This is a genomic window from Flavobacterium sp., assembly GCF_052437795.1.
Taxonomy (GTDB): domain Bacteria; phylum Bacteroidota; class Bacteroidia; order Flavobacteriales; family Flavobacteriaceae; genus Flavobacterium.
Genome location: NZ_JBQVPA010000005.1, coordinates 89,320 through 114,245 on the forward strand (window position 1 = coordinate 89,320; position 24,926 = coordinate 114,245).

General features: G+C 44.7%; 30 protein-coding genes, 1 pseudogene and 1 riboswitch. Of the genes and pseudogenes, 17 read left to right on the forward strand and 14 right to left on the reverse strand.

What is annotated here, in order from left to right; translation table 11 throughout:
- Nucleotides 1–15 precede the first annotated feature (15 nt).
- The 7 genes from ACT6R0_RS15825 to ACT6R0_RS15855 all read right to left on the reverse strand — a co-directional run bounded on the left by ACT6R0_RS15825 (nucleotide 16) and on the right by ACT6R0_RS15855 (nucleotide 5,520).
- Entirely contained in the window at nucleotides 16–564 is a 549-nt protein-coding gene (locus ACT6R0_RS15825) for a TerD family protein (RefSeq protein ID WP_444654633.1), read from the reverse strand.
- A 12-nt stretch (nucleotides 565–576) separates the two neighbouring features.
- Nucleotides 577–1,554 carry a hypothetical protein gene (locus ACT6R0_RS15830; RefSeq protein ID WP_444654634.1) on the reverse strand — a complete coding sequence of 326 codons (978 nt, stop codon included), beginning with the start codon at nucleotides 1,552–1,554 and terminating at the stop codon, nucleotides 577–579.
- Between the two features lie 194 nt (nucleotides 1,555–1,748).
- A complete protein-coding gene (locus ACT6R0_RS15835; RefSeq protein ID WP_444654635.1) occupies nucleotides 1,749–2,837 on the reverse strand; it encodes a toxic anion resistance protein in 1,089 nt (362 codons plus the stop codon).
- 10 nt (nucleotides 2,838–2,847) lie between these two features.
- Nucleotides 2,848–3,456: a TerD family protein gene (locus ACT6R0_RS15840; RefSeq protein WP_444654637.1), complete on the reverse strand. Its 609-nt coding sequence runs from the start codon at nucleotides 3,454–3,456 to the stop codon at nucleotides 2,848–2,850.
- Nucleotides 3,457–3,460: 4 nt separating this feature from the next.
- Nucleotides 3,461–4,012, reverse strand: a complete 552-nt coding sequence (locus tag ACT6R0_RS15845) for a TerD family protein (protein ID WP_444654638.1) — start codon at nucleotides 4,010–4,012, stop codon at nucleotides 3,461–3,463.
- A complete protein-coding gene (locus ACT6R0_RS15850) occupies nucleotides 3,981–4,841 on the reverse strand; it encodes a phosphoribosyltransferase family protein (RefSeq protein ID WP_444654639.1) in 861 nt (286 codons plus the stop codon). The genes ACT6R0_RS15845 and ACT6R0_RS15850 overlap by 32 nt, the downstream gene beginning before the upstream one ends.
- The gene (locus ACT6R0_RS15855) at nucleotides 4,816–5,520 is read right to left on the reverse strand and encodes an HAD family hydrolase (RefSeq protein WP_444654640.1); all 705 of its coding nucleotides are present in this window, start codon (nucleotides 5,518–5,520) and stop codon (nucleotides 4,816–4,818) included. Before ACT6R0_RS15855 ends, ACT6R0_RS15850 begins: the two co-directional genes overlap by 26 nt.
- Before the next feature lie 131 nt (nucleotides 5,521–5,651).
- On the opposite strand from ACT6R0_RS15855, the gene ACT6R0_RS15860 reads away from it, so the two are divergent.
- The 11 genes from ACT6R0_RS15860 (at nucleotide 5,652) to ACT6R0_RS15910 (ending at nucleotide 12,171) form a co-directional block, all read left to right on the forward strand.
- Nucleotides 5,652–6,017, forward strand: a complete 366-nt coding sequence (locus ACT6R0_RS15860; RefSeq protein ID WP_444654641.1) for a VOC family protein — start codon at nucleotides 5,652–5,654, stop codon at nucleotides 6,015–6,017.
- Entirely contained in the window at nucleotides 6,017–6,559 is a 543-nt protein-coding gene (locus ACT6R0_RS15865) for a GNAT family N-acetyltransferase (RefSeq protein WP_444654642.1), read from the forward strand. The genes ACT6R0_RS15860 and ACT6R0_RS15865 overlap by 1 nt, the downstream gene beginning before the upstream one ends.
- A complete protein-coding gene (crcB, locus tag ACT6R0_RS15870) occupies nucleotides 6,556–6,933 on the forward strand; it encodes a fluoride efflux transporter CrcB (protein WP_444654644.1) in 378 nt (125 codons plus the stop codon). The genes ACT6R0_RS15865 and crcB overlap by 4 nt, the downstream gene beginning before the upstream one ends.
- A gap of 163 nt (nucleotides 6,934–7,096) precedes the next feature.
- On the forward strand, nucleotides 7,097–7,237 hold the full coding sequence (locus tag ACT6R0_RS15875) for a hypothetical protein (protein ID WP_444654646.1): 141 nt from the start codon (nucleotides 7,097–7,099) through the stop codon (nucleotides 7,235–7,237).
- Nucleotides 7,238–7,658: 421 nt separating this feature from the next.
- Nucleotides 7,659–7,865, forward strand: a complete 207-nt coding sequence (locus ACT6R0_RS15880; RefSeq protein WP_444667415.1) for a hypothetical protein — start codon at nucleotides 7,659–7,661, stop codon at nucleotides 7,863–7,865.
- A 16-nt stretch (nucleotides 7,866–7,881) separates the two neighbouring features.
- The gene (locus ACT6R0_RS15885; RefSeq protein ID WP_444654649.1) at nucleotides 7,882–8,076 is read left to right on the forward strand and encodes a hypothetical protein; all 195 of its coding nucleotides are present in this window, start codon (nucleotides 7,882–7,884) and stop codon (nucleotides 8,074–8,076) included.
- A 43-nt stretch (nucleotides 8,077–8,119) separates the two neighbouring features.
- Nucleotides 8,120–8,404, forward strand: a complete 285-nt coding sequence (locus ACT6R0_RS15890; RefSeq protein WP_444654650.1) for a hypothetical protein — start codon at nucleotides 8,120–8,122, stop codon at nucleotides 8,402–8,404.
- Between the two features lie 87 nt (nucleotides 8,405–8,491).
- On the forward strand, nucleotides 8,492–8,947 hold the full coding sequence (locus ACT6R0_RS15895) for a DUF6146 family protein (RefSeq protein ID WP_444654651.1): 456 nt from the start codon (nucleotides 8,492–8,494) through the stop codon (nucleotides 8,945–8,947).
- Nucleotides 8,948–8,976: 29 nt separating this feature from the next.
- Nucleotides 8,977–9,282, forward strand: a complete 306-nt coding sequence (locus tag ACT6R0_RS15900; RefSeq protein WP_444654652.1) for a DUF6787 family protein — start codon at nucleotides 8,977–8,979, stop codon at nucleotides 9,280–9,282.
- Between the two features lie 211 nt (nucleotides 9,283–9,493).
- Nucleotides 9,494–9,604, forward strand: a riboswitch (SAM riboswitch).
- 144 nt (nucleotides 9,605–9,748) lie between these two features.
- Nucleotides 9,749–10,927, forward strand: a complete 1,179-nt coding sequence (locus ACT6R0_RS15905; RefSeq protein WP_444654653.1) for a trans-sulfuration enzyme family protein — start codon at nucleotides 9,749–9,751, stop codon at nucleotides 10,925–10,927.
- Nucleotides 10,928–10,938: 11 nt separating this feature from the next.
- Entirely contained in the window at nucleotides 10,939–12,171 is a 1,233-nt protein-coding gene (locus tag ACT6R0_RS15910; RefSeq protein ID WP_444654655.1) for a homoserine dehydrogenase, read from the forward strand.
- A 294-nt stretch (nucleotides 12,172–12,465) separates the two neighbouring features.
- Here the strand turns inward: ACT6R0_RS15910 and bshB1 are convergent, their stop codons facing one another.
- A complete protein-coding gene (bshB1, locus tag ACT6R0_RS15915) occupies nucleotides 12,466–13,182 on the reverse strand; it encodes a bacillithiol biosynthesis deacetylase BshB1 (protein WP_444654657.1) in 717 nt (238 codons plus the stop codon).
- A 234-nt stretch (nucleotides 13,183–13,416) separates the two neighbouring features.
- On the opposite strand from bshB1, the gene porX reads away from it, so the two are divergent.
- The 4 genes and pseudogenes from porX to tnpA all read left to right on the forward strand — a co-directional run bounded on the left by porX (nucleotide 13,417) and on the right by tnpA (nucleotide 17,505).
- Nucleotides 13,417–14,970, forward strand: a complete 1,554-nt coding sequence (porX, locus tag ACT6R0_RS15920) for a T9SS response regulator signal transducer PorX (protein WP_444654659.1) — start codon at nucleotides 13,417–13,419, stop codon at nucleotides 14,968–14,970.
- 14 nt (nucleotides 14,971–14,984) lie between these two features.
- Nucleotides 14,985–15,392: a tRNA (adenosine(37)-N6)-threonylcarbamoyltransferase complex ATPase subunit type 1 TsaE gene (gene tsaE / locus ACT6R0_RS15925; protein ID WP_444654661.1), complete on the forward strand. Its 408-nt coding sequence runs from the start codon at nucleotides 14,985–14,987 to the stop codon at nucleotides 15,390–15,392.
- Nucleotides 15,393–15,441: 49 nt separating this feature from the next.
- On the forward strand, nucleotides 15,442–16,641 hold the full coding sequence (locus ACT6R0_RS15930; RefSeq protein WP_444654879.1) for an alanine dehydrogenase: 1,200 nt from the start codon (nucleotides 15,442–15,444) through the stop codon (nucleotides 16,639–16,641).
- Nucleotides 16,642–17,042: 401 nt separating this feature from the next.
- Nucleotides 17,043–17,505: pseudogene (tnpA, locus tag ACT6R0_RS15935) on the forward strand (IS200/IS605 family transposase).
- Between the two features lie 17 nt (nucleotides 17,506–17,522).
- Here tnpA and ytxJ read toward each other — a convergent pair.
- The gene (ytxJ, locus tag ACT6R0_RS15940) at nucleotides 17,523–17,915 is read right to left on the reverse strand and encodes a bacillithiol system redox-active protein YtxJ (RefSeq protein ID WP_444654663.1); all 393 of its coding nucleotides are present in this window, start codon (nucleotides 17,913–17,915) and stop codon (nucleotides 17,523–17,525) included.
- A 128-nt stretch (nucleotides 17,916–18,043) separates the two neighbouring features.
- On the opposite strand from ytxJ, the gene clpB reads away from it, so the two are divergent.
- A complete protein-coding gene (gene clpB, locus ACT6R0_RS15945; RefSeq protein WP_444654665.1) occupies nucleotides 18,044–20,650 on the forward strand; it encodes an ATP-dependent chaperone ClpB in 2,607 nt (868 codons plus the stop codon).
- Between the two features lie 67 nt (nucleotides 20,651–20,717).
- On the opposite strand, the gene ACT6R0_RS15950 is transcribed toward clpB, so the two are convergent.
- A complete protein-coding gene (locus tag ACT6R0_RS15950; protein WP_444654666.1) occupies nucleotides 20,718–21,341 on the reverse strand; it encodes a porin family protein in 624 nt (207 codons plus the stop codon).
- A 72-nt stretch (nucleotides 21,342–21,413) separates the two neighbouring features.
- On the reverse strand, nucleotides 21,414–22,547 hold the full coding sequence (locus ACT6R0_RS15955; RefSeq protein WP_444654668.1) for a cysteine desulfurase family protein: 1,134 nt from the start codon (nucleotides 22,545–22,547) through the stop codon (nucleotides 21,414–21,416).
- Between the two features lie 96 nt (nucleotides 22,548–22,643).
- On the opposite strand from ACT6R0_RS15955, the gene ACT6R0_RS15960 reads away from it, so the two are divergent.
- Entirely contained in the window at nucleotides 22,644–23,615 is a 972-nt protein-coding gene (locus ACT6R0_RS15960) for a hypothetical protein (RefSeq protein ID WP_444654670.1), read from the forward strand.
- Between the two features lie 31 nt (nucleotides 23,616–23,646).
- Here ACT6R0_RS15960 and ACT6R0_RS15965 read toward each other — a convergent pair whose 3' ends face one another.
- The 3 genes from ACT6R0_RS15965 to ACT6R0_RS15975 all read right to left on the reverse strand — a co-directional run bounded on the left by ACT6R0_RS15965 (nucleotide 23,647) and on the right by ACT6R0_RS15975 (nucleotide 24,926).
- Entirely contained in the window at nucleotides 23,647–24,207 is a 561-nt protein-coding gene (locus ACT6R0_RS15965) for a Smr/MutS family protein (RefSeq protein ID WP_444654671.1), read from the reverse strand.
- A complete protein-coding gene (locus ACT6R0_RS15970) occupies nucleotides 24,194–24,388 on the reverse strand; it encodes a hypothetical protein (protein ID WP_444654672.1) in 195 nt (64 codons plus the stop codon). Before ACT6R0_RS15970 ends, ACT6R0_RS15965 begins: the two co-directional genes overlap by 14 nt.
- A gap of 82 nt (nucleotides 24,389–24,470) precedes the next feature.
- A complete protein-coding gene (locus ACT6R0_RS15975) occupies nucleotides 24,471–24,926 on the reverse strand; it encodes a hypothetical protein (RefSeq protein ID WP_444654673.1) in 456 nt (151 codons plus the stop codon).

Genomic DNA, 24,926 nt, shown 5'->3' on the forward strand with positions numbered 1-24,926 from the left:
TCTAAAATTGAATATTTAATTGTATTTACCCAAAAAGTCCTGCAGGCCGCCTTTCATACCATTGCCTACAGCTTCGAATTTCCATTCGTCGTTCCTTTTGTAGATGCGGCCAAACTCCACCGCTGTCTCTATAGAGAAATCTTCATCCAGCTCATATTTCACAAGCTCAGTACCGTTAGTATCCACGATCCTGATGAACGAATTGCGTATCTGCCCGAAGTTCTGCCTCCTGTCCGCAGCCTTGTGGATGGTTACCACAAAACATATCTCAGCAACATCCGCCGAGATCTTCGACAGGTCTATCGTTACGGTCTCGTCATCACCGGCACCTTCGCCGGTAAGGTTGTCGCCCGCGTGAACCACAGCGCCATCGGGAGATGTGAGGTTGTTATAGAATACGAAATGGCTGTCGCTAACCAGCTTGCCGTTCGCGCCCAATATGAATACCGACCCGTCGATGTCATAGGCTTCACCGCTGCCGGTATTAGAGTCCCATCCAAGGCCCACAGTGAACTTTGGGGCCGATATATTTTGTCTTTGTCCTTTTTCTAAATTAATTGCCATTGGTTATATTGGTTATTTCGAATTAATATTAATATTCAGCATTGCTCTTAAAATGTTGGTCTGCTCGTCTACGTTCTGTAACTCATCAAGAAAATCTACCCCGGATATTTTTTCAAGGTAGCCTTCCAGCACTTCTTCCACATTGGCAGGAAGAAACGTTTTTACAGTTGCCTGCTTTTCCTTGAGCGCATCGGTCTTTGCCTTCAGGTCGATAATGATCCTCGTCTTGGACGAAAGGTTCTTCGACAGGTCAAACCCCTGTGCCGTCTCAGTGTCCAGAAAATAAAATGCCTTGGCACTGCCTATGAAAACGAATTTATCATTCGAGTCTAAAAAATCATATACCTCAACGATCTCGTTCCCGTGCACCAGCCCGCAGGCGAACTTTACCCTGAAGCGGTTTTTGTTGAGGCGGCCCAACAGCTTTTTCTCTATACTTGCGAACTCGTTGCGGTAACAGCTTCTTGCATCCATGTCGGTCAGTGCGAGGAACTGCGATGCATCGATCTCGCGGTAAAACTCCCCTGCCCTTTTGGCGGCGAACAGCATGACATCACCCCACCCGAACACTACCTGCTCGCCTGTAGCAAGCATACTGTATAGCTGTTGCAATTTGGCAGCCATATTGGCCGAATGCTCCCTCACTTCTGCGGTGAAGTCAACAGCTATAGTCTCACTTTGCAGCTTGCGTACGATGTCCTCATTAATGTAGATCTCGTCCGAGATAAGCAAATACTGCTGCTCTTTGGACTTTTTCAGCTTTTGGAACAGGTCGATCAAACTACTTGTATACTGCACGTGGAACAACTCCAGCTTGTGCGGGTCGAGGTTCCTGTTACCGTCGAACAGATTGTGTATCACCTGCGTACGGATAAAAACAGCAAAGAGGTCCTTGTGGCTGAAAAAGTTCGATAGCGTCTTTAAAACCCTTAGCCTCTTACTGCTGTCCTTAATTATTTGTGCATATATTTCGTCCTGCTCCTGCGTCATCTACATTTTATCTTCACCTCATGATAAAAGTGTGTACATATTTTAACCACATAGATACATAGCTTTTTGTAGCTATTGCATAAAGCGGTATAGTCGATCATAGAATGAAGCTTTGCTTCATCCTGTGTGTAACTATCCAAAACTATAATTTCACACTCCACACTATGTATCAATGTGGTTAATAATTTACGTGTTTAGCTTACAACACCTTTTTTCAATTCGGCCTCCAGGTTTTGCAGCCCGGCATCGAGCTCCCTGCGTGTCTGGTTGCCCTGCTCGTGTATCTGCTTCACTTCGGCAAGCGTATCTATAAGCGATTTTGTGGTTTCCCTAAGTGTATCAAGCGACACTATGGTATTCTCATTCTCCCTTGCCACCTCAATGCTGTTCTGCTGAAGCATCTCGGCATTTTTCCTGAGAATGGTATTTGTCGTTTCCGATACCTTGCGCTGCACCTCAATGTTCTGCCTTTGCCTTTGCAATGCTACTGCAAGCGTAAGCTGGTTTTTCCACACCGGCATAGTGGTGGTCAGTATCGACTGCGCTTTTTCAGCCAGCGACGTATTGTTGTTCTGTACCACGCGTATCTGTGCCAGCGATTGTATCAGGATAAAGCGCACCACCTTCATGTCGGCCAGCCTTTTATCAAGCCTGTTAATAAAGGTACGCTTGTCAGATATTTCATAATCCTGGTACTGTGAAGCATTGGCCTCCATCTGTGCCAGTTCTTCGTTCAGTTCCTTGTAGCGGATCTGCCCGGCGATGATGAATTTTTCGATCTCCTTAATAAGCTGAACATTCCCATCGAACATGGTTTGCAGCGAAGTATTATCTTTAACGGAATTGATCATCCCGGCCTTTACCTTGTTGCTGATCCTGTCTACGTTGGCTGTGATCTTATCATATTTCTGGAACAGCTTCTTCACATCGGTCACCATCTTACTAAGCAAAGGTATCTTCGAAATGAAGCGTTGGAACGCGTTCTGGTTCAACTCATCTACATCAATGTAATTCAGTTCGGCCAAAAGCTCGTTGATAAGCGTGCCTACATCACCAGCCTGCTGTGCCCTAACATTACTCAGGAAGGTATCACTCTGTTTTGATATGGTATTCTGTATCTCAGCCCCATAGTTCAGTATCGAATTGGCATCCTTTTCATTCAACTGGTTGGCAATAGGCCTGTAATCGGCCATTTGCTGTTCGGTAATGGCAGCAAGGTTCACATTCCCTTCCTTATCCATTGGCCCCGAAAGGGCTGTTACCGTAACTTCGTTATTTTCCATTGTTTTGGTTTTACAGGTGGTTTTGCTGTATCGTTACCACGGTTTCCTCAAGTTTCCTGTCGCGTGTAGGCACACCCACCGCGTTGAATTTCCAGTCGCCATTCCTTTTGTAGAATACACCTAACACCATCGATACGCTGCCTTCAAAAGCCTTATCGTTGGCAACGTCATACTTGGCAAATACCTCCTGCACACGGGTTGGCGTACCTTCGTAGATCCTGATGGACGCGAAGGGGATGTCCTTAAAGTCCTGGCCGCGGAAGCTGTTGATAAAAAAGCCCAGGTAATGCGCGTTTGGCGACACTTTAGAAAGGTCTACCGTGATCACCTCATTGTCCAGGCCGTCATCGCCGTTAAGGTCGCCCGTAAGGTCGTCACCGCTGTGGCGGATGGCCTGGTCGTTGCTCTTCAGCTGCCTGAAGCTTACCGTATCAATGTTCCTTTTATTTTCGTCATATATGGCGCAGCTCGCGTCAAGGTCTACCGGCTCTTTCTTGGTACCGAATAATCCTTTTTTCTCGATCGCGCCCCAGTTAATGCCTACGCAAATGTTCTGCAGTTTAGAGCCGTTACTCTTTTCGAGGTTGATGCGTTGCCCTTTTTCTAAGTTTATAGCCATTTTATTAGTTGTATTTATTTAGGTATTCCTGAAGTCCGCCACGCTGTCCTACTCCTACCGCCTCAAATTTCCATTCGTTGTTCCTCTTATAGATGCGGCCGAATTCTACGGCAGTCTCGATAGAGAAATCTTCTTCAAGCTCATATTTTACAAGTTCTGTACCGTTGGCATCTACTATGCGTACGAATGAGTTCCTTACCTGGCCAAAGTTCTGCTTGCGCGCCTCAGCATCGTGAATGGTTACTACTATGCATATTTCAGAAACCCTTGGGTCAACCTTTGACAGGTCAACGTTGATCGACTCATCGTCGCCATCGCCATCACCTGTAAGGTTGTCGCCCGTATGCTCTACCGCTTCATCCGGAGACTTCAGGTTATTATAGAATACAAAAAACTCATCGGCAACAAGCTTCCTGTTCTCATTCATAATGAATACAGAGGCATCAAGGTCAAATGACGCACCTGTAGATGATGTGTTGGTGTCCCAGCCGAGGCCTATTGTAAATTTAGGTGCGTTCAGCGTTTCACGCTGGCCTTTCTGTAAATTGATAGCCATAATTATTCGTTTTTTTATTGGTTAAACTATTGTTGATATGATCAAGATTAATCTTATACTCATCTATTGTATGGTAGTTATTGCTTACTGCGAGGGCAAACAGCATTTGCCGCATTTTTTTCTTCATGGACGATAAAAGTAGCGAAAAATCGTTCTCCTCCAACTTCAAAATGTATTTTACGATACGGGTATTGAACTCAAAAGTATCCGACCGCATTACATCCATAAGGCTTTGCACATCTTTAACAAAAAAATAATTATAGTAGTTCTCAATGTTGGGGTGGATGTCCTTATTGATAAGTTCGGCAAAATAAAGGAATACGAATGTCCCCTCAACTTCATACTGGTCAAGGATCTTTTTCACGATGTGCTCATGGCTGCCGGTTATCTTAATATCGTCCAGCAGCAGGCACAGCTTGTTGCCAATATAATTCCTGTCGATGTAGTAGGTATCATTCCCTATCAGCCTTACCCTCTCGGCATAATCAAGATTGCCGTAATCAGTAGTATAGGTCTGGTTGCGGTATATTTTTGATTCCGAAAGCGCCCTCCTTCCATTCTCGTAAAGGAAATGGTTCATGCGTAATTTGAAATAATGGCACAGGAAGTTGGAAGCCGTAGGTATCGCGTGGTACGGGCTGGGCAAGATCACGATGTCGGTATGCGACAGGATCAGGTCCTTATGCTGTGCGATGAATCCTTCGAACAGCTCATCGGCAAATTTTTCGGCATAAGCATTCTCCCCGAACTTAAACCTGCTGTACTCGGCTTCGCTAAATGGGCAATCGTTCTTATCGGTAATTTTATGCAGGCTGTAGGTGTGGTTCATTAACTGGTGTATTGGTTACTAAATAGGCATCGAAGCCAAAGGCAAGCGCCCCGTTGTAGTCGGACACTTTATTGTCGCCTATGTGGAGAACTTCGGATCGTGAAATGTCACCGATAGTAATGATCTCGTTATATGCCAACTGGTACATATCCTGTGAAGGCTTGGAAAACCCTGTTTCATCAGAATATAACTGGAAGGCGAAATATTTGTCCAGTCCGTGATGGGCAAGGACCTTGCGCAAAGCACTGCCTTTAATGAAAGCCGTATTGCTGAGGATATTCATCGTGATACCTTCGGAATGCAGCTTTTCTAAAAATGCCGGAATGTATTCGTGCAGCACTACGGGCTTGTATCGCATTAGCAGGTCTTCGGTAAGGGAATAAAATTCGGCAAGCCGGGTACTTTCGAACAATTCGATGTCGATACCCAAATGATCTAAAATAAGGTAGTAGATCTCGAAGGTATCGAAATTCTTGCCTGCCTTTTCGTTGATGGTGTTGGTAAGGATGTCGAATTTGCGGATCGCGGCCGCGACCTCCTCAATAGGCTTATCAATATTGAAATGCTCTTTGAATAAGAGATCCCTCCTGTTCTTGAATTCGAAATTCGACTTTATCAGTGTGAGCCACAAGTCAAAAGATATATGTTTGTATTTATATAAGTCAGGTATCCTCTCCATCTAATTATAACATTTCGATATATAAACGATGGTAAATATAAAAATTTAATCTTTTTACAACAATTTAAAATACGATTTACAAGGTTTAAGCGAAATAATTTAACTTTGAGGTAATCAAAGATCAATAAAAAATGAGATCAGCAATTCTTGGATTAAGGACAGTGGGTTATAAGGTGGGCGATCTTGAAAAAGCGAAGGCATGGTACGCCGAAGCCTTTCAAACCCAACCCTATTTTGACGAGCCTTTCTATGTGGGCTTTAACATTGCGGGCTACGAGCTTGGACTGCAGCCGGACGAAGCCATTGTGGGGGATAATACCGTAACCTACTGGGGTGTGGATGACATTGAAAGTGAATATAAACGCTTCCTCAGCTTGGGCGCTACAGCTCACGAAGCCCCGCAAAATGTGGGCGGAGAGATCGTGGTTGCTTCTGTAAAAGACGAGTGGAGCAACATCATTGGGTTGATATATAATCCTGAATTTAAATTGCCTTAATGAAGATAAAACCCATGATCCGTTTTACGGCTGACGGTAAGGAGATCACCATCCGTGAGGCAGTGGAGGAAGATGCGCTGAGCCTCATCGAACTGAAGAAAAGCTATATTAAAGATACCCGATCCATTCCGTTATATGAGTTCGAATATAAGAACGACATAGCAATGGAGAAGGATCTGATAAAGCGCTTTGCGGATGAAGAGAACAGCCTGCTGTTAGTGGCTGAACATGGCAACCAACTCATAGGCAACATTGACCTTTCAGGCAGCCAGCGCAAAAAACTGTTCCACACCGCCATGATAGGCATGGGCATTGCGTACGAGTGGCAAAATCGGAAAGTAGGCGGTTTTCTAATGGAAGCTTTGCTGGACTGGGCGGCAAAAAGTTCTCCGCTGAGTATCATCTGGCTGGACGTGTATTCTACCAATATAGGTGGGCAAAGGCTCTATGAAAAATATGGTTTTGAAAAATGCGGGATGATAAAGGATTTTTTTATGGAAGAAGAGCCCGCTGATAAAATAACGATGGTGAAATACTTATGATACGATCAATGCTGCTTGTGGGTTTGGGCGGGGCGACAGGAAGCATACTGCGATACCTGTCCGCAATGCTTGTAAATAAGTACTGGAACAATGCCTTTCCGCTGGCTACGTTCCTTATCAATATGTTAGGCTGCCTCCTCATTGGCATGCTTATGGCATTCATCGAAAAACAGTCGGGCATTAGCGATAATTTCAGGCTGTTCTTCATTACCGGATTCTGCGGAGGCTATACTACCTACTCCGCTTTTGCGTACGAAAATACCACACTCATGACCAATGGGCAGACCCTTATCGCCTTTGCCTACATTGCTGCCAGCGTACTTGCGGGGCTGCTGTTCGTATGGCTTGGGATGATGGCAGGCAGATGGTTTTAAATTTCATTACACGAAATTCCCTTTTCACTGCAAAACAACTGTTTAAGTATTAAAGTTTTGCTAATAACCGCTATCAGATCTACACCTGTTTTGTATTTTTGTGTCATAGTAAGGGCGAAAAATAAATATTCGTCAAAAAATGCAACCCTTAAAATAGCACACCATGAAATTACTTAAATTTTTATTCGCAGCGTTGGCCGGATTTGGCATAGTTAAGTTATTCGGATATGTAACCGAAGCAGAACTTGAGGAAGGCGTTGAGTATGACATTTACGATGAGGAAGACCATCCACTTTTCGTGTAATGATAATACTTTAAGCCTTTAATAAACTAAAATATATTAGGCTACTATACATGCCTTATCTTCTATAATATTGACCAAGATCCTCCGCACAAACGGGGGATCTTTTATATACTGTAGGTTGTCAAATGTATATAATAGTCACCCTTTTAACCGTGCGTCATACTTTCCCTGAGGCCAATACAACTGAGTAGAGATCGTGATCAGATCTTCAGTAATTAAAGTATTTATTCAGATCGCAAAAGTGACAATTCCCAATTCCTTTAACAGCATTTCTTCGTTTTCACAACTTAAATATAAAGCCGCGTTAAATCCTTCTTATAATGCCAGATTTTAAGATAATGTTAGCAGCAACAGGGTTTTACAATGATTAATTTAGTAAAAGAATTGAGAGGCATACCATTAATGATAAATGAAAAAAGCCATGGGAACGACACATCAAAATACGGACTGCACAAGGGAAAAAGGCTGCATCGACAAAAATGATGCGACCGGCACAAAACCAAACAGGAACAATTACGAAACAGCTGCCTACACTTCGTATAAGCAGAATTTTACAATGGTCCCTGACAACCATACAGCGGCAGGTGAAAGGCTGTTGCACCCTGACAAAGGAGAATTACATAATTAACCTAAAATACAAGATCATGGTACAATCAGATAACAGGGAATACATTCCTGGGGAAAATGGTGACCAACCTAATACACCTGCCCCACAGCACAACATGGGTAAAGGCTATGAAGAGAAAGCCAACGCGACCCGCAATTACGCCGAGAACATGAATGAGAACGAAAGGCGTAACCTTAATGCCGACCAGGAAAAAAGGGACAACAAAAAATAATATCCAATAATTTAAATAATTCACTAATTCTAATTTAACAGGTATGAGTAACAAAAAATTGATCATTGGGATCGCAGCGGGAGTTGCAGCCCTTGCAGTAGTAGGAATAATCCTTAAAAGAAAAGGGTATCTTGACGGAGTTATCAGCAAAGCAGAAGAGCTTGGGAGCGACCTTGCCGACAAGTACGAAACAGTTAAAGAAACTGCTAAAAAGAAATTTGACGAAGTAGTGCAAAAAGGTGGCGAGATCGCTGAGAAGGTATCAGGCCATGCGGCGGATGCAGCTTCAAAAGCCAATACTACTCCTCCTGCCACAGGAAGGGCATAAGGTTTCCGATCATGGAATAATAAAGGCACCGGATGTGATCATTAGGTGCCTTTATTTTTTAAATTTATATCCTAATAACTTCATCCCATGAAAGCATACGTGATCGTTATCTTCGTTATATTAGGCATAGCAATAGGATGCGGCGCGAAGAATGATGCCCTTTACACTGCCAATGGCAACGCAAATGCAGCAGGAACTGCCGTCGCGGGTGCTGCTGGTGACACCCTGCGTATTGCCAACGACTCCCTTGAATACGAGGTGATCATTATCGATCCCGGATTTAACAGTTGGCTCGTATCGCGGGCAAGGCAGCGGGGTTACTACAGCCAGCAATACCTGGAAGCCAAGAACCGCCTGTGGGTGATGGAATGGAACAGCCGCGTACTGCAGGCACAGCGCTATGGTAATATGTATCAAATGCATATCGATTATGAGCCTGGCGTAGATTATGGCTATGAAGTAAATTATTTGCTTTATAATTATTTGGTCTATTTCCAGATAACTAACAATCAAAAGCTCGGCGGGGTTGTTCCGTTCCCATAAAACCGGTATATTTGCGGCAGCAAGCCGATATGGAAAAACTAAAAAAACGATGGGGAATAACGAGTAACTACCAATTGGTGGTCATCTTTATCGTTTTTGCGGTTACCGGCTCCTCCTCCGCCCTCGTATCTAAACCCGTGCTGGCATACTTCGGTTTTACTAAGGACCTGCTTTCCCCATGGTTGTACTGGCCATTGTACCTTATACTAATTTTCCCTATTTACCAGGTGCTCCTGGTTTTCTTCGGGTTCATTTCCGGGCAATTTAAATTCTTTTGGGCTTTTGAAAAAAAGATGCTGAGATCAGTTGGATTGGGTTTCCTATTTAGAGATTAATACCCTTTTACCTCCCGATCATGAGTATCCCTATGTACCATCGCTAAGTATAAAAGCAAAGATCTGGCTTTTGAGAATCCTTAATGTATATTTTACAAAACGCAATCATATAATTTTCAGTAATTTATAAATTAATTTTAAATTTTAAAAAATAAATTTGGAAATTAAAAAGTTTGTCCATTACCTTTGCTGCAAGTTCTTTAAAAAAGTATTCTTATCCAGAAAGACCGAGGGAATTGACCCTATGACGTCTTGGCAACCTGTCGCTTCATTGCGATAAGGTGCCACATTCAACCCCCTGCGTTGCGGGGAAAGATAAGCTTAGAAAATAGTAGATAATACATCAAAATATTATATGCTCTTCTGACTTGTCGGGAGGGCATTTTTTGTTTTAATGCCCTTTCGATACAACTGGTTTAGGATTTTTTTTATTGACTAAAAAGTTTAATAATTTAAATCAACAAAAATGAAAGAGCAGACACAAATTTTACACAGCATTCCGGTAGATCCGTTAACAGGCAGCATCTCCACCCCGATTTACCAAACATCAACATTCGTGCAGGATGCGCCTGGCGTACACAAAGGGTTTGACTATGCCCGCAGCAACAACCCGACACGCAAGGTGCTTGAAGATTCGATAGCCAAACTCGAGAACGGTACCAACGGCTATGCCTTTGCCAGTGGCCTTGCAGCTATAGATGCAGTGATAAAACTTTTGGAAGCCGGTGATGAAGTCATAGCTGTTGACGACATTTACGGCGGCGCGTTCCGTCTGTTTACCCACATTTACCAGAAATTCGGTATCAGCATAAAATACGTGGATACGACAAATGCCGCAAATGTAGCCGATGCCATTACTGCCAAAACAAAGCTTATCTGGATCGAGTCGCCTACCAACCCTACTTTGAAAATATCGGACATTGCCGCTATAGCCGGGATAGCAAAAGCTAACAACCTGTTGTTGTGCGTAGACAATACCTTTGCCTCGCCGGCAGCGCAGAAACCGATCAACCTTGGTGCCGACATCGTGATACACAGTGCTACCAAGTACCTTGCCGGCCACAGCGACCTTATAGCGGGATTGGTGGTAACAGCAACAAAGGAACTGGGTGACAAGATAAAGTTCATCCAAAATGCGTCAGGGGCTATTTTAGGGCCGTTCGACAGCTGGTTGGTAATACGCGGTATTGAGACGCTTACCCTTCGCATAAAGCAGCATTCGGAGAACGCGCAGAAGATCGCCGAATACCTTCTTGAAGAAAAGCTTATCAGGAATGTCTATTATCCCGGGCTTCCTTCACACCATAATCACGAGATCGCCAAAAAGCAACAAAAGTACTTCGGTGGCGTGATCGCGTTCGACCTTGTGGTGGATGATAAGGACCTGGCTTCACAGATAGTTTCGTCAACCAAATTATTCAAGTTGGCCGAAAGCCTTGGCGGCGTAAAGAGCCTGTGTTGCCTGCCGTGCGAAATGACCCATAAATCGATTCCCGCAGAGAAGCGTTACCAGTCGGGCGTGACCGACAGCCTTATACGGCTATCGGTCGGGCTTGAAGATGCCGATGACCTGATCGATGACCTGAAGCAGGCTTTTGTCCTGGCTTTCGCCGATAATACAATAGCTGATACTGTAACTGCCTAATTCAAAATGTAATGTCAAGAAAAACTTTAAATATCGGATTGTTCGGATTTGGTTGTGTGGGACTTGGACTTTATGAAGTGCTTCAAAAAACACCGGCACTGAAAGCCAGCATTAAGAACATTTGTGTAAAGGACAGAGAGAAAGAGAGAGCCATCGGGAAGGAGAACTTTACCTTCGACAAAAACGACATACTGGATGATGAAAGCATCAATGTAGTGGTAGAGCTCATTGATGATGCCGATGCGGCTTTCGAGATCGTTTCGGCAGCATTGAGGAAAGGTAAGGCAGTGGTATCGGCCAATAAAAAAATGATCGCTGAGCACTTTGCCGAACTGCTTGAATTGCAAAAGGAATATAATGTCCCATTACTCTATGAGGCAGCGTGTTGTGCCAGCATGCCAATAATTCGCAACCTTGAGGAATACTACGACAATGACCTGCTGGAGTCGATCGAAGGGATAGTGAATGGGTCAACCAACTATATCCTGACCAAAACTTTTGAAGAGGACCTGTCCTATGATGAGGCTTTGCTTCAGGCACAGGAAAAAGGCTTTGCGGAGAGCAACCCGATACTCGACACAGGTGGTTTTGATGCCAAATACAAACTTACGATACTGCTTGCCCACGCCTTTGGCCATGTGGCGAAACCTAAAGACATCTTCAATATAGGCATTGATAACATAGGTGAACTGGAACTTAAATATGCAAAGGAAAAAAAACTGAAAATCAAGCTGGTAGCACAAGCCTATAAACAAAATGATGGCAGTATTTCGGCCTATGTCATACCTAAATTCATAACGCCGGATGACAGGCTTTATAATGTTGATGATGTGTTTAACGGCGTGATCACCAAGACCAGCTTTGCCGATACCCATTTCTTTGTTGGGCGGGGTGCGGGTTCGCTGCCAACGGCTTCGGCTGTGCTGTCGGACATATCGGCGCTGAGCTATGATTACCGTTATGAATACAAGAAAATATATCGTGAAGAAGACACGAACCTAAGCAACGAGACTTTGGTAAAGGTACTACTTCGCCACAAGAAAGCCGACTCGGAGGCATTGAAGGATTATTTTGAAAATGTGGAAGAATCGTACAGCAACAACGATCTGGGATATATTACCGGCACCATTTCCCTGAACAGCCTCATTGCTATCCACGGCGGCAATACAGGCGACCGATCGTTCATACTGATCGATGTGGAAAAAGAAGCAACGGTGGAAAAAGCTTTTGCATTGGTTGATTAACTACCCCTAAGCCCTGAAATTCTAAATTGAATTTCGGGGTTTATTACTTTATGGAATACTTCGACATCCTGAATAAATCCCCTTAATGTCGCCGTGAAGAGCTTGAGGATGAAGCAAAAAAAAAAGGCTGCCTTACAAAGACAGCCTTAAAATAAGGGTGAAAGACGGGGCTCGAACCCGCGACCTCCGGAACCACAATCAGGCGCTCTAACCAACTGAGCTACAATCACCATTTGTTTTTCGTGTGCAAATATAGGGCATTTCCCCGTTTTTGCAAATAAAAAAATATCTTTTTTATATCAAATCTCCTAAGCTGTTCACTGCCAAATACCTTTCTACAGTAAATCCTTCGGCATACTCCGAATTTATGAGCCTTCCGAGGTCGGCAGCACGGTATAGTATGCTCTCCTTAAAGTTCTTTGTGGCGATTGGGGTAACCGGTTCATCACTGTTCGGGTCATAGAATTGCGACTTGTAGGCCATCAGCGAGGCCACTTTTACATCCATGAATCCCGTAACATCTACAACAAAGTCGGGTTCAAGATTTTTCCATTGTATGTAGTGATACACCAATTTTGGCCTCCATGCTTGCTGTGCCGTGCCCTCCATTTGTGTCTCTATCCTGCGAAGGCCGGATAAAAAACAAGCATCAGATACCAGTTTACTGCCCTTACCATGGTCGATATGGCGGTCATCTACAGCATTGCATATTACTATCTCAGGTCGGTATTTGCGGACCATTTTAATAACCTCTATCTGGTGGGCTTCATCATTTGTAAAAAATCCATCGCGAAAACGCAGGTTCTCCCTTACCGAAACACCTAATATTTCTGCCGCGTCGGTTGCTTCCTGGTCACGGATCTCCGCCGTGCCGCGCGTACCGAGCTCACCACGGGTAAGGTCAATAATACCGACTTTTTTGCCAAGGGAGATTTCCTTGGCTATGGTAGCGCCGCAGCTCAATTCTACATCATCAGGGTGCGCGCCAAAAACAAGTATATCTAATTTCATGTAAATGTTCGAATGTTAGTACAAAGGTAGCAAAGTTTGCGGTTAGGAAGATCGCACTCCTGTAAGGTTTTCAAAGTCTTGTAGGTGTTTATCAAGGCCTACAAGGCATTAGTAACCTTGCAGGTCGGTCGTGTCCAAAAAATAAACATCTACATTTATAAAATATTTAGGAAGAAAATCGTTTAATAGCCATAACTTGCAGGTAGCAATTTACGAACGAAAATACCTCATAAAATGAATGAGATAAAGATACTTTGGGTGGATGACGAGATCGACATGCTGAAGCCCCATATTCTTTTCCTGGAAAAGAAAAACTACAAGGTGACCACAGCCAATAATGGCCAGGATGCGCTTGACCTGTTTGACGGAGAGAACTTTGACATAGTTTTCCTTGACGAGAATATGCCGGGCCTTAGCGGGCTGGAAGTGCTGGGAATGATGAAGGAACGGAAATCATCAGTACCCGTTATCATGATCACCAAGAGCGAAGAGGAATACATCATGGAAGATGCCATTGGCTCCAAGATCGCCGATTACCTGATCAAGCCGGTAAACCCTAACCAGATATTGCTTTCGCTGAAAAAGAACCTTGACCATTCGCGTCTTGTTTCGTCTAAAACCACGCTGGACTACCAAAAGGAATTCCGCAAAATATCCATGGATATGGGTATGGTGAATTCATGGGAAGACTGGATCGATATGTACAAACGCCTTGTATATTGGGAAATGGAACTCGAAACTATCGAGGATCATGCCATGGTAGAAATACTGGAATCGCAAAAGGTAGAAGCGAATAGCCAATTCGGCAAGTTCATCGAGAAAAATTATGAGGATTGGTATGAACCTAAAGCAGATAAGCCGGTGCTTTCACACAACCTGTTCAGGGAATTGGTGGTTCCTGAGATACAAAAGAAACAGCCCATACTTTTTGTGGTGATCGACAACCTGCGCTACGACCAGTGGAAAGCATTTGAAAGCGTTGTAGCCAACCATTACAAGCTGGAAAAGGAAACTTCCTATTACGCCATCCTGCCAACGGCAACACAATATGCACGTAATGCGATATTCTCGGGCCTTACGCCTTTGGAAATGGAGAAGAAATTCCCGCAATATTGGAAAAATGACGTTGACGAAGGCGGTAAGAACCTTTATGAGGGCGAGTTCCTTACCGAACAGCTGAAACGCCTTGGCCTGCAGAACCTGAAGCAGGAATACTACAAAATAACCAACTTCCGCGACGGGCAAAAGCTCGTGGACAATTTCAAGGGATTAAAGGGCAACGACCTGACAACGATAGTATACAACTTTGTAGATATGCTCTCGCACGCCAAGACCGAGATGGATGTTGTGAAAGAACTGGCCAGTAACGACAAGGCCTATCGCTCCCTTACACTGAGCTGGTTCCGCAATTCGCCACTGCTCGAAATGATCCAGCAGGCACAACAGATGGGCTTCAGGCTGATCCTGACCACCGACCACGGCACCATCAACGTGAAGAACCCTAGCAAGGTTATAGGCGACAAGAATACCAGCCTTAACCTACGCTACAAGACCGGCCGCAGCCTCACCTATGAGGATCGCGACGTATATGCAGTACGCGACCCGAAACGCATACAGCTACCGTCCATCAATATGAGCAGTTCCTACATATTTGCCAAGAATGACCATTTCCTGGCCTATGTGAACAACTACAACCACTATGTGAGCTATTACCGCAACACGTACCAGCACGGGGGCATTTCGTTGGAGGAGATGGTCATCCCGTTCCTGGTGTTCAACCCTAAATAACTGGCTTAAAATATATGGAGATCACATTTTCCCTTGAGGAAATAGACACCGCAGCAAAGCAGGTACTGGCGCAAAACATAAAGAGCATCATAACTTTCCATGCTACTATGGGGGTAGGCAAGACTACCTTCATCAAAGCATTGGCAAAGCAGATGGGTGTAGGGGACATGACCTCAAGCCCCACCTTTTCATTGGTAAATGAATATGAAACAGAGGACGGCAGGACGCTGTACCACTTTGACCTGTACCGACTCAACAGCGAGTCTGAGGCTTACGACATGGGTATTGACGAATATTTTTATTCAGGTAACCCGTGCTTTATAGAGTGGCCCGAAAAAACACCTAACCTCATACCACTGGACCATACCGCAATAACCATAAAAATGCTGCCCGACGGCAGGAGGCAGCTCATTGTAAAATAGTTGCTGCCGTTCCGATTCTTTTTGTAAATTAGAGCCAAATATTCGATACCTGACCATGTCCTTAACACCTTTTACAAAGCAGCAGCTGCTCCCGCAGGAAGAGAAACTTGAAGTAGCCCGTCAAAAGAGTGAACTTTTTATCGGCATGCCTAAAGAAACCTCCTACCAGGAGCGAAGGATATGCCTTACGCCCGACGCGGTAAACTCACTCACAGCCCACGGACACAGAGTAATGATAGAGGCCGGCGCCGGATTAAGCTCCAGTTTTAGCGACAGGGATTACAGCAACGCAGGCGCCGAGATCACACAGGATACAAAAAAAGTTTTTGGATGCCCTGTAATACTTAAGGTAGAGCCGCCATCCGTTACAGAGATCGAAATGATGAATCCGGAGACTCTCATCATTTCGGCGATACAGCTAAAAACTCAGAGGAAAGAATATTTCGAAGCGCTTGCCAGGAAAAAGATCACTGCTCTTGCATTTGAGTTCATTAAAGATGAAGACGGCTCCTACCCTGCCGTAAAATCATTGAGCGAGATAGCAGGCACGGCATCGGTCCTTATTGCCGCCGAACTCATGATCAACCAAAAGATAGGTAAAGGACTTTTATTAGGCAACATTACAGGTGTACCCCCTACAGAGATCGTGATCATTGGCGCAGGAACAGTAGCCGAATTCGCTGCCCGTACAGCTTTGGGGCTGGGTGCAAGTGTTAAAGTGTTCGATAACTCCATTACGAAACTGCGCCGCCTGCAAAACACACTGAATCACCGTATATTCACGTCGACAATACAGGAAAAATCATTGCTTAAAGCACTGATGCGATGCGATGTAGCCATCGGCGCCATGAAAGGCAAGAACCGTACACCCATCATCGTCTCTGAAACCATGGTGGAACACATGAAAAAAGGTGCTGTGATCATTGACGTATGCATTGATACCGGCGGCTGCTTTGAAACCTCCGAAGTTACTACCCATGAGAAGCCCACGTTTGTCAAGAACAATGTGATCCATTATTGTGTACCGAATATCCCGTCACGTTACTCTAAAACGGCATCAATGTCGATCAGCAATATCATTAGCCCATTTTTATTGCAAATGGCCGACGATGGTGGTATCGAGAGCGCCATACGCTGCAATGCCGGACTTAAAAATGGTATTTATTACTACCATGGGTTATTGACGAACCGCTCGATCGCGGACTGGTTTTCGCTGTCGTACAGGGATATTAATTTGATCGTGTTTTAGGTCTACCGAAATTAATTCCCTAACGGAAAATTGGAATTAATGCGCTATATTATTCTACCGAAATGGAGAAATTGGCATTGATGCGCTATATGTTCAATCGAAATTAATTCTCTAACGGAAAATTGGAATTGATGCGCTATATTATTCTACCGAAATTAATTCCCTAACGGGAAATTGGAAACCTTTTACCCACTTGCTACCGAAATTGATCCCCTAATGGGAAATTGGAATTGATGCGCTATATTATTCTACCGAAATGGATTCCCTAATTTGAAATATATCGGCATTACTATCCCGTAGGGATTAAATTCCGGTAGAAATTTCAATTCAGGTATTCGATTTTCCCGTTAGGGAATTAATTTCGGTTGGTATATTTATTATGTGTGTCAAAACAGCAATCAATAACAAACACCTACACCCAAATACATATACAATTCGTCTTCCCGGTAAAATACCTATACGGAATTATTGCACTGCAATGGAAAAAGGAATTGAATTCTTATATTTCGGGGATAGTAGAAAAACAAGGACATAAGCTTTTGGCAATAAATGGCATGCCAGACCATACATATTTTCATTGGCATGTGCCCAAATCAACCTGTTTCAGACTTATTACAGGATATAAAGAGAAACTCTTCTCTATGGATCAATCAAAAAGGATTTGTCAACGGTAAATTCGAATGACAGGAGGGCTACGGGGCATTCTCATACAGCAAATCGCACACCAAAGCTGTCATTGAATATATTGAAAACCAGGAAGTAAATCACAAAAGGAATACCTTCAAAGAAGAATATTTAGACTTCCTTCGGAAATTTGAAATTGACTATGATGAACGATACATATTCAGTGACCTGATCGATTAACAATAATCATCAGGGCATCACACCATCTCCCCAACCTTCCCCGCGTCTATGTCCCCGTGCGAGGCATGGTAGATCACCACACCGTCTTTTAGCACAAGTAATTGTGGCGACTGGTGCTGCACATGGAATATTGTTGCTATCTCGTTCGAAATGTCGCGGTGCTGCAAAAGATCGAGGAAATACGGCTTAGCGCTTTCAGCATCTATAGCATACTCCTTTTCAAATCCGCTCAACGCCATACGGCTAATACCACAGCGTGTGCTGTGCTTGAAAATGATTACCGGCATTTCTGCTGACTCCTGTATAATGTCATCAAGCTGTTGAAGAGATGTTAAAACGTTCCATTCAATTCGTGAAGATGACGTACCTTTAGTATCAGATTCGCCAAACATATTATTAAAAAAGCCCATAATTGTCGTTATTTAGGACATTTTGTCATATAAATCTACTTTGAATAGTGATAAATAAGACAATTTGTCGGTTTCTTAATTGCGGAATATAAATTGAAATAGTCTTATCAAAAATAATAATTAGATATATGAATTTTGCCAATTTTACGATAAAATCACAAGAAGCGATACAGAGGGCGCAGCAGATCGCTCAAAGCTTTGGCCACCAGCAGATAGAGAACGAGCACATCGTGAAGGCTATACTGGAAGTGGACGAGAACGTAACGCCTTTCCTCCTTAAAAAACTGAATGTAAACCTGCCCATTTTCCAACAGGTGCTGGACAGGGTGATTGATGGCTTCCCAAAAGTTTCGGGTGGCGACATGGGACTTTCGCGCGAAGCGGGCACTGCATTGAATGAAGCCTCCAACATTGCCCGCAAGATGAACGATGAGTTTGTTTCCATCGAGCATTTGCTTTTGGCCATATTCGCCTCAAAAAGCAAGGTAGCCCAGATCCTCAAGGACCAGGGCGTAACAGAGAAGGCCTTTAAAGCCGCCATAGAGGAGCTGCGCAAGGGCGAAAGGGTAACATCCGCCAGCGCGGAGGAAACCTACAACTCGCTTAATAAGTACGCTAAAAACCTCAACCAGCTGGCCAACGACGGCAAGTTGGATCCGGTAATAGGCCGTGACGAGGAGATACGCCGCGTGCTGCAAATATTGTCACGACGCACCAAGAACAACCCGATGCTTGTGGGCGAACCCGGCGTGGGTAAGACCGCCATTGCCGAAGGCCTTGCACACCGCATTATACAGGGCGATGTACCCGAGAACCTGAAGACAAAGATCGTGTACTCCCTCGACATGGGGGCGCTGATCGCAGGTGCCAAGTACAAAGGCGAATTTGAGGAACGCCTCAAATCTGTGGTTAAGGAAGTGACATCGGCAGATGGCGACATCGTATTATTCATCGACGAGATACATACTCTTGTAGGAGCGGGTGGTGGCGAGGGCGCCATGGATGCCGCGAACATACTTAAGCCAGCCCTGGCCCGTGGCGAACTGCGCGCGATAGGCGCTACCACACTCGACGAATACCAGAAATATTTTGAAAAGGATAAAGCCCTCGAGCGCCGTTTCCAAAAGGTAATGGTAGATGAGCCGGATACCGAAAGTGCCATCTCTATACTTCGTGGTATCAAGGAAAAATACGAGACCCACCACCAGGTACGCATTAAGGACGATGCTATCATTGCGGCAGTAGAGCTTTCGCAGCGCTACATAACCAACCGTTTCCTGCCCGACAAGGCGATAGACCTTATGGACGAAGCAGCATCAAAGCTTCGCATGGAGATCAACTCCAAACCAGAGGAACTGGACGTCCTGGACCGCAAGATCATGCAGTTGGAGATCGAGATCGAGGCCATCAAACGTGAGAACGATGAGCCCAAGCTGAGATCACTCGGCATGGAGCTTGCCAATATGAAGGAGGAGCGTAACGAGATCTATGCCCGCTGGAAAAGTGAGAAGGATGTGGTGGACAACATCCAGGCTGCCAAGACCGAGATCGAGAATTTCAAGGCTGAAGCCGAAAAAGCCGAACGCGAAGGCAACTACGGTAAGGTAGCCGAACTGCGTTACGGTAAAATAAAAGAATCTCAGGACAAACTGGATACCCTTGAAAAACAATTGGCCGAAAGCCATAAAGGACAAAGCCTGATAAAAGAAGAAGTGACCCACGAGGACATTGCCGAGGTAGTAGCCAAATGGACCGGCATACCGGTAACCAAGATGCTGCAAAGCGAGCGTGAAAAGCTCCTGAACCTTGAAGCCGAACTGCACAAGCGCGTGGTAGGCCAGGAAGAAGCCATCGAAGCAGTAAGCGATGCCGTGCGCCGCAGCCGGGCAGGCCTTCAGGACCAGAGGAAGCCAATAGGTTCGTTCCTGTTCCTTGGCACAACAGGTGTGGGTAAGACAGAGTTGGCGAAGGCCCTTGCCTCCTACCTGTTCGATGATGAAAATGCTATGACCAGGATCGATATGAGCGAATACCAGGAACGCCACAGCGTCAGCCGATTGGTGGGTGCGCCTCCGGGTTATGTGGGCTATGATGAAGGCGGGCAGCTTACCGAAGCCGTACGCCGCAAACCCTACTCTGTTGTACTTCTGGACGAGATCGAAAAAGCACACCCGGATACCTTCAATATATTGTTGCAGGTACTTGATGAAGGACGTTTAACGGATAATAAAGGCCGTGTAGCCGACTTTAAGAACTCGATCATCATCATGACCTCCAACATGGGAAGCAGCATCATACAGGAGAAATTCGCAACCTTTAAAGGCAATATCGAGAATGCCATTGAAGCCGCAAAAGTAGAAGTGCTGGGACTGCTGAAACAAACGGTCCGTCCCGAATTCATTAACAGGATAGATGACATCGTAATGTTCACCCCGCTAAGCAGCGACAACATCAAAGAGATCGTGGGACTGCAGGTGAAGTCGGTAACTAAATTGCTTGCAAAGCAAAACATTACGCTTGATGCTACGCCCGAAGCCATCAGTTACCTGGCACAGAAGGGATACGATCCTGACTTTGGCGCAAGGCCGGTGAAAAGGGTGATCCAGAAGGAAGTGATGAACGAGCTTTCGAAGCAGATACTTTCAGGCAAAGTAACGACTGACAGCATCATACTGCTCGACAGCTTCGACGGGCAGCTGGTGTTCAGGAACCAGGGGGATCTGGCTAAGAACTAAACATTTACATACAACAAAAAAACGGATGGCATCAACCATCCGTTTTTTCATCCTATTCCTATGTCAACTACAGCATGAAATTCACACCAACATTGAATGCGCTCCTTGAGTTGAGCACAGGATCAAAACCGGCACTATCTTTAAAGATATCAATAAAACCTGCCTGTTCCTGATACTCAATGAATATTTTTATAAAATTGTTTACCGGTATTTTTACACCTATTCCCAATGCAAGCCCGGCATCTGTGGTATTATAAGCATCTTTAAGGTCGGCCTCAAACTCAGTATCCTTTGCACTCATCAAAAATCCAACATATCCGCCAAAGTTAAGGTACCAGTTCCTTTTTGCCCCAAAATGCCAGTTCGCCATTACCGGAATGGTAAGATAGTTCAAATTAATGTCGGTTTCGAAAGACTGTCCGGTCTCAAGATCAGTGATGTAACCATTGTCCCAGCCTTTCCTGTCATACATTAGTCCTGCTTTGATACCCCATCGGTCTGAAAAATAATATTCCGCAGAACCATTGAAGTTAAAGCTCACATTTGTGTCGGGATTGCCGTAAAAGTCAGAGCTGCTTATGGTAGAAAGGTTAAGGCCAGTACCTAAACCAAATTCAACATTTCCTTTCGACTGTGCATTTACAGCAGAAATTCCCGCCATCGCAAGCAGGGTAAAGATAATTTTTTTCATGTGTTCGTTTTTTTGGCAAACGTAACAAAATTTATGCCACCAAAAAATTGACCTTAACAATTTATCTTAAGTTCACACCGTCTTCAGTGCATCGATAAGCAGATCAATATCTTCTTTGGTATTGAAATGACTTAGGGATATTCGGAGCGAAGGCCTCCCGATCTCTTCCTCCGGCAAGATCTCCTTCAGTACGTGCGAAGGCCTGATGCTACCCGACTGGCATGCACTTCCCCTTGATACGGCAACGCCCTTCATATCGAGATGGAACAGTATCATAGCGGTTTTCTCTTCGCCCAAAGGCAGCAGCACATTGACAATGTTATAAAAAAGTTCTGTGTTCGCCAACTGCCCGTTCACTTTAAATCCGGGAAAATTCGATTCGAGCTGTTCGAGTAGATAGGTTTTCAACGAGGTAATATGCTCCCTGTCATTTTCAAGCGACTCGTAAGATAGCTGAAGCGCTTTAGCCATTCCCGCAACCTGGTGTACTGCCTCAGTACCCGCACGAAAGCCCTTTTCCTGCTCACCGCCAAATATCATTGGTTGTAAAGCAGTATTCTTTCGTACAAAGGCAAATCCCGCACCCTTGGGCCCGTGGAATTTATGCGCGCTTGCTGTCAGAAAATCAACATCGAGGTTTTTTAAGTCCAAATTCACTTTACCTACAGACTGTACCGCATCAGTATGGAACAGTGCCCCCCCCTGTTTGCAAATGCGCGCTGCCCTTTCGATGTCAAGCACACCGCCCGTTTCGTTGTTCACGTGCATGAGGCTAACGAGCGTGGGTACGTTTTCCGACAGTAGCTTCACAAGATGCGTAAGGTCGGCCGTGCCATCCGGCAAAAGGTTCACGTACTGTATATCAATGCCAAACTCTGAGTTCATCATTATGACCGTATTCAAAACCGAATGGTGCTCAGCCCTGCTGCTGATGATGCGCTGCACCTTCAGGTCTTTTACGGCACTGCGGATGACCCAGTTATTGGCCTCGGTACCGCAGGACGTGAAAATAATTTCGCGTGCTTCGGCGTTAATGAGTGAAGCGATGGTTTTGCGCGCCGTTTCCAGCACCACTTTGGCATTACGCCCCGTGGCATGGGTAGATGACGGGTTGCCGTAGTTATCAGACAGTACACGCACCATTTCGGCTATCACTTCAGGGTGGATGGCAGTTGTAGAGGCATTGTCGAGGTAAGCTTTGTTCATGGTGCAAAATTACAGAAAAATGGCTTTCAATCATATTTTATGCAATGACGCTCAAAACCCGCCAAAAACATTATTTTTGTTGAAAATTACTTTTGTATGAAAAAGATATTCGGCCTTATAGCCGCTTTGATACTGGTCATGGGATGTGACGATGGAGAAATGAGCTTCAATTCGTTCGACTTCTCAGCAGGGACCCCAAGCCTTTGCTCACAAAGCAATATTTATTATAAGATAAATGGCAGCGAAGTGCTGTTGATCGACCTTTCCGGAACACCACTTACCAATGTAGCTACGCAACCCGGCCAACCCCGCATGATAACCATCGAAGGTGGCAACAGTATCACTTACAGGAATTACAGCGACACACCCTCTTCAGGTTCTATCTGCTCCTTCCCTGCCCCGGCATCACCTACTGTACTCGAGGAATGGACAGGTGAGGGAACGATCAGTGTAATTACGACCGTGATACGAAATACAAGTGATATAGTTACCGGCTACAGCCACAAGATAACACTGGTCGACCTTTCCTTTAGCAAAGACGGCGAAACCACGCGCATTGTCAATAATGAGTTCGGATCGATCACGATACCAATCGGGTTTACTTTTAATTTTGGTATAGAAACAACCGACCTCGACCTGAGATCATGTGATGAGAATGACCTTGTTTATAAAAGGAAAGCAGGCGAAGTGCTTATCCTTAACCTTGACCCTTCACGATATCCATCATCTGTAGGGACAACAGGGCCAATTGATGTTGCTACCCTTACCGATGAAGGTGTATTGTTCCTTGTTTATAACGGCTCTATTGGCGATGGGCATATATGCGATGTGATCGCGCCTGTAAGCCCTACCATAAGGGAACGCTGGGAAGCCATAAGCGGCACTATAACCATTATAACCGAAGAAGTGCCCGGCGGCACCGGGGCATTGCAGTATAAGATCCGTTTCAGTAATAATATGGTCTTTGAAAAAGTTTCCGACACTACTGGCCAGACATTTATACTATCTGACCTTGTAGTTCCAATATCCGGGGAAACTGATTATTACTTTGGCTTGTACCAAAATTAACACAATAGATATATAGTACGAATCCCGACACTTACCTGTCGGGATTCTGCTTGATATAGACTTCAGTAGCACCGAGGCCGTATTTTTGGTAATCGGCGTCCTGAAATGAGATACCTTCATAGCGGCCCAAAAGGAAATCGAGCTCTGCTTTTAAGATCCCCTCTCCCACCCCGTGAATGAGGACTACTTTGGGCATCCGGTTGCGAATGGCAAATTCTATCTGGCGTTTGGCAGTTTCAGCCTGTAAAGTTAGGATGTCATAGTTGGACATTCCTTTTTTGTTAGGCACCAGCTTTTCGATATGCAGATCGACCTCCAGTACAAACCCATCTTTTTTAGATCTCTTTTCTTTTACGAAACTGCGTTTTTTGGGCTCTTCCTTTTCTTTAAGGATGCGCCCCAGCGACTGGGAAGAGACAAATGAACTGATGTCGGTCGAGTTGTGCAGCTTCACCAATTCATTTTCGGCAAATTCCAATTCGAAGCCTTCAGTAGTTTCAATGATAACACTACTGCCTTTATAGCTTTTTACCCTGCCGGAAAAAGAATCGTCCAGCACAGCCACCTCATCGCCCGGTTTAAATGTTCTCATCGTCATTATCTTCTGCATTACGTTCACCCTTGCCGGGCACTTTCGACATAAGCCTGCTGAGGCCGTACACAAAAGCCAGCATGGCAGCTATCATTATATACTTATTAGGCTCAGCCCTGGACTGCTCGAACAGGGCTACGAAAGCAAGTGCGAATATCAATAGGATATAAATGGTTTTCATGGCTTCAAAAGTAATAAATGTAAAATAAAAAAGCCCCGCATTGCGGAGCTTTGTATGCTAACAACTTGTTGATGTGAACAAATTAGAATTGAGAAGCTACAGTTGCAGCCATCACAACCACAAATATGATCGTCGTTACAAATATCACGATCACAGCGATAACTGCCGACATAAAGTGGTTCTTGAGGTTTTTGAACGAGTCCGTAAGCTGCTGGTTATTGTTCTCGTCGAGCGCACGCTTGGCGTTGTTAGAGAACTTGAGCAGGAAAAGCATAGGCAGGAAATACATTACCCCCATTATAAGGTAAAGAAAGCCCATTGAAGCGGTAGGCATGCCAGATTGTGTCCCTCCTGTCGCTATCAATACCAGGGACATAAGCAATATAAGGCCGGAGCCTATAAAACCAAGAATGGCAAAGCCCATGCCCCAGCTTGCCGCTCCCCTGAGGAATTCTTTGGCATCGTTGTTAAGCTGCAATTCAAAGGAATCGAAAGTAGAACTCTGTTGTTCTGAAAATGGTGATTTTTCTAAATTCAT

What these genes read in the sequence shown, in the direction of transcription:
- tsaE (WP_444654661.1), top strand. Translation starts at nt 14,985, where the DNA reads ATGGAGATCACATTTTCCCTTGAGGAAATAGACACCGCAGCAAAGCAG.
- ACT6R0_RS15840 (WP_444654637.1), bottom strand. Translation starts at nt 3,456, where the DNA reads ATGGCTATAAACTTAGAAAAAGGGCAACGCATCAACCTCGAAAAGAGT.
- ACT6R0_RS15900 (WP_444654652.1), top strand. Translation starts at nt 8,977, where the DNA reads ATGGAAAAACTAAAAAAACGATGGGGAATAACGAGTAACTACCAATTG.
- ACT6R0_RS15855 (WP_444654640.1), bottom strand. Translation starts at nt 5,520, where the DNA reads ATGGAGAGGATACCTGACTTATATAAATACAAACATATATCTTTTGAC.
- ACT6R0_RS15955 (WP_444654668.1), bottom strand. Translation starts at nt 22,547, where the DNA reads ATGAACAAAGCTTACCTCGACAATGCCTCTACAACTGCCATCCACCCT.
- ACT6R0_RS15875 (WP_444654646.1), top strand. Translation starts at nt 7,097, where the DNA reads ATGAAATTACTTAAATTTTTATTCGCAGCGTTGGCCGGATTTGGCATA.
- bshB1 (WP_444654657.1), bottom strand. Translation starts at nt 13,182, where the DNA reads ATGAAATTAGATATACTTGTTTTTGGCGCGCACCCTGATGATGTAGAA.
- ACT6R0_RS15965 (WP_444654671.1), bottom strand. Translation starts at nt 24,207, where the DNA reads ATGAGAACATTTAAACCGGGCGATGAGGTGGCTGTGCTGGACGATTCT.
- ACT6R0_RS15970 (WP_444654672.1), bottom strand. Translation starts at nt 24,388, where the DNA reads ATGAAAACCATTTATATCCTATTGATATTCGCACTTGCTTTCGTAGCC.
- porX (WP_444654659.1), top strand. Translation starts at nt 13,417, where the DNA reads ATGAATGAGATAAAGATACTTTGGGTGGATGACGAGATCGACATGCTG.
- ACT6R0_RS15975 (WP_444654673.1), bottom strand. Translation starts at nt 24,926, where the DNA reads ATGAATTTAGAAAAATCACCATTTTCAGAACAACAGAGTTCTACTTTC.
- ACT6R0_RS15835 (WP_444654635.1), bottom strand. Translation starts at nt 2,837, where the DNA reads ATGGAAAATAACGAAGTTACGGTAACAGCCCTTTCGGGGCCAATGGAT.
- ACT6R0_RS15895 (WP_444654651.1), top strand. Translation starts at nt 8,492, where the DNA reads ATGAAAGCATACGTGATCGTTATCTTCGTTATATTAGGCATAGCAATA.
- ACT6R0_RS15960 (WP_444654670.1), top strand. Translation starts at nt 22,644, where the DNA reads ATGAAAAAGATATTCGGCCTTATAGCCGCTTTGATACTGGTCATGGGA.
- ACT6R0_RS15865 (WP_444654642.1), top strand. Translation starts at nt 6,017, where the DNA reads ATGAAGATAAAACCCATGATCCGTTTTACGGCTGACGGTAAGGAGATC.
- ACT6R0_RS15950 (WP_444654666.1), bottom strand. Translation starts at nt 21,341, where the DNA reads ATGAAAAAAATTATCTTTACCCTGCTTGCGATGGCGGGAATTTCTGCT.
- ACT6R0_RS15845 (WP_444654638.1), bottom strand. Translation starts at nt 4,012, where the DNA reads ATGGCTATCAATTTACAGAAAGGCCAGCGTGAAACGCTGAACGCACCT.
- ACT6R0_RS15910 (WP_444654655.1), top strand. Translation starts at nt 10,939, where the DNA reads ATGTCAAGAAAAACTTTAAATATCGGATTGTTCGGATTTGGTTGTGTG.
- ACT6R0_RS15830 (WP_444654634.1), bottom strand. Translation starts at nt 1,554, where the DNA reads ATGACGCAGGAGCAGGACGAAATATATGCACAAATAATTAAGGACAGC.
- crcB (WP_444654644.1), top strand. Translation starts at nt 6,556, where the DNA reads ATGATACGATCAATGCTGCTTGTGGGTTTGGGCGGGGCGACAGGAAGC.
- ACT6R0_RS15880 (WP_444667415.1), top strand. Translation starts at nt 7,659, where the DNA reads ATGGGAACGACACATCAAAATACGGACTGCACAAGGGAAAAAGGCTGC.
- ACT6R0_RS15905 (WP_444654653.1), top strand. Translation starts at nt 9,749, where the DNA reads ATGAAAGAGCAGACACAAATTTTACACAGCATTCCGGTAGATCCGTTA.
- ACT6R0_RS15885 (WP_444654649.1), top strand. Translation starts at nt 7,882, where the DNA reads ATGGTACAATCAGATAACAGGGAATACATTCCTGGGGAAAATGGTGAC.
- ytxJ (WP_444654663.1), bottom strand. Translation starts at nt 17,915, where the DNA reads ATGGGCTTTTTTAATAATATGTTTGGCGAATCTGATACTAAAGGTACG.
- ACT6R0_RS15890 (WP_444654650.1), top strand. Translation starts at nt 8,120, where the DNA reads ATGAGTAACAAAAAATTGATCATTGGGATCGCAGCGGGAGTTGCAGCC.
- ACT6R0_RS15850 (WP_444654639.1), bottom strand. Translation starts at nt 4,841, where the DNA reads ATGAACCACACCTACAGCCTGCATAAAATTACCGATAAGAACGATTGC.
- ACT6R0_RS15825 (WP_444654633.1), bottom strand. Translation starts at nt 564, where the DNA reads ATGGCAATTAATTTAGAAAAAGGACAAAGACAAAATATATCGGCCCCA.
- clpB (WP_444654665.1), top strand. Translation starts at nt 18,044, where the DNA reads ATGAATTTTGCCAATTTTACGATAAAATCACAAGAAGCGATACAGAGG.
- ACT6R0_RS15860 (WP_444654641.1), top strand. Translation starts at nt 5,652, where the DNA reads ATGAGATCAGCAATTCTTGGATTAAGGACAGTGGGTTATAAGGTGGGC.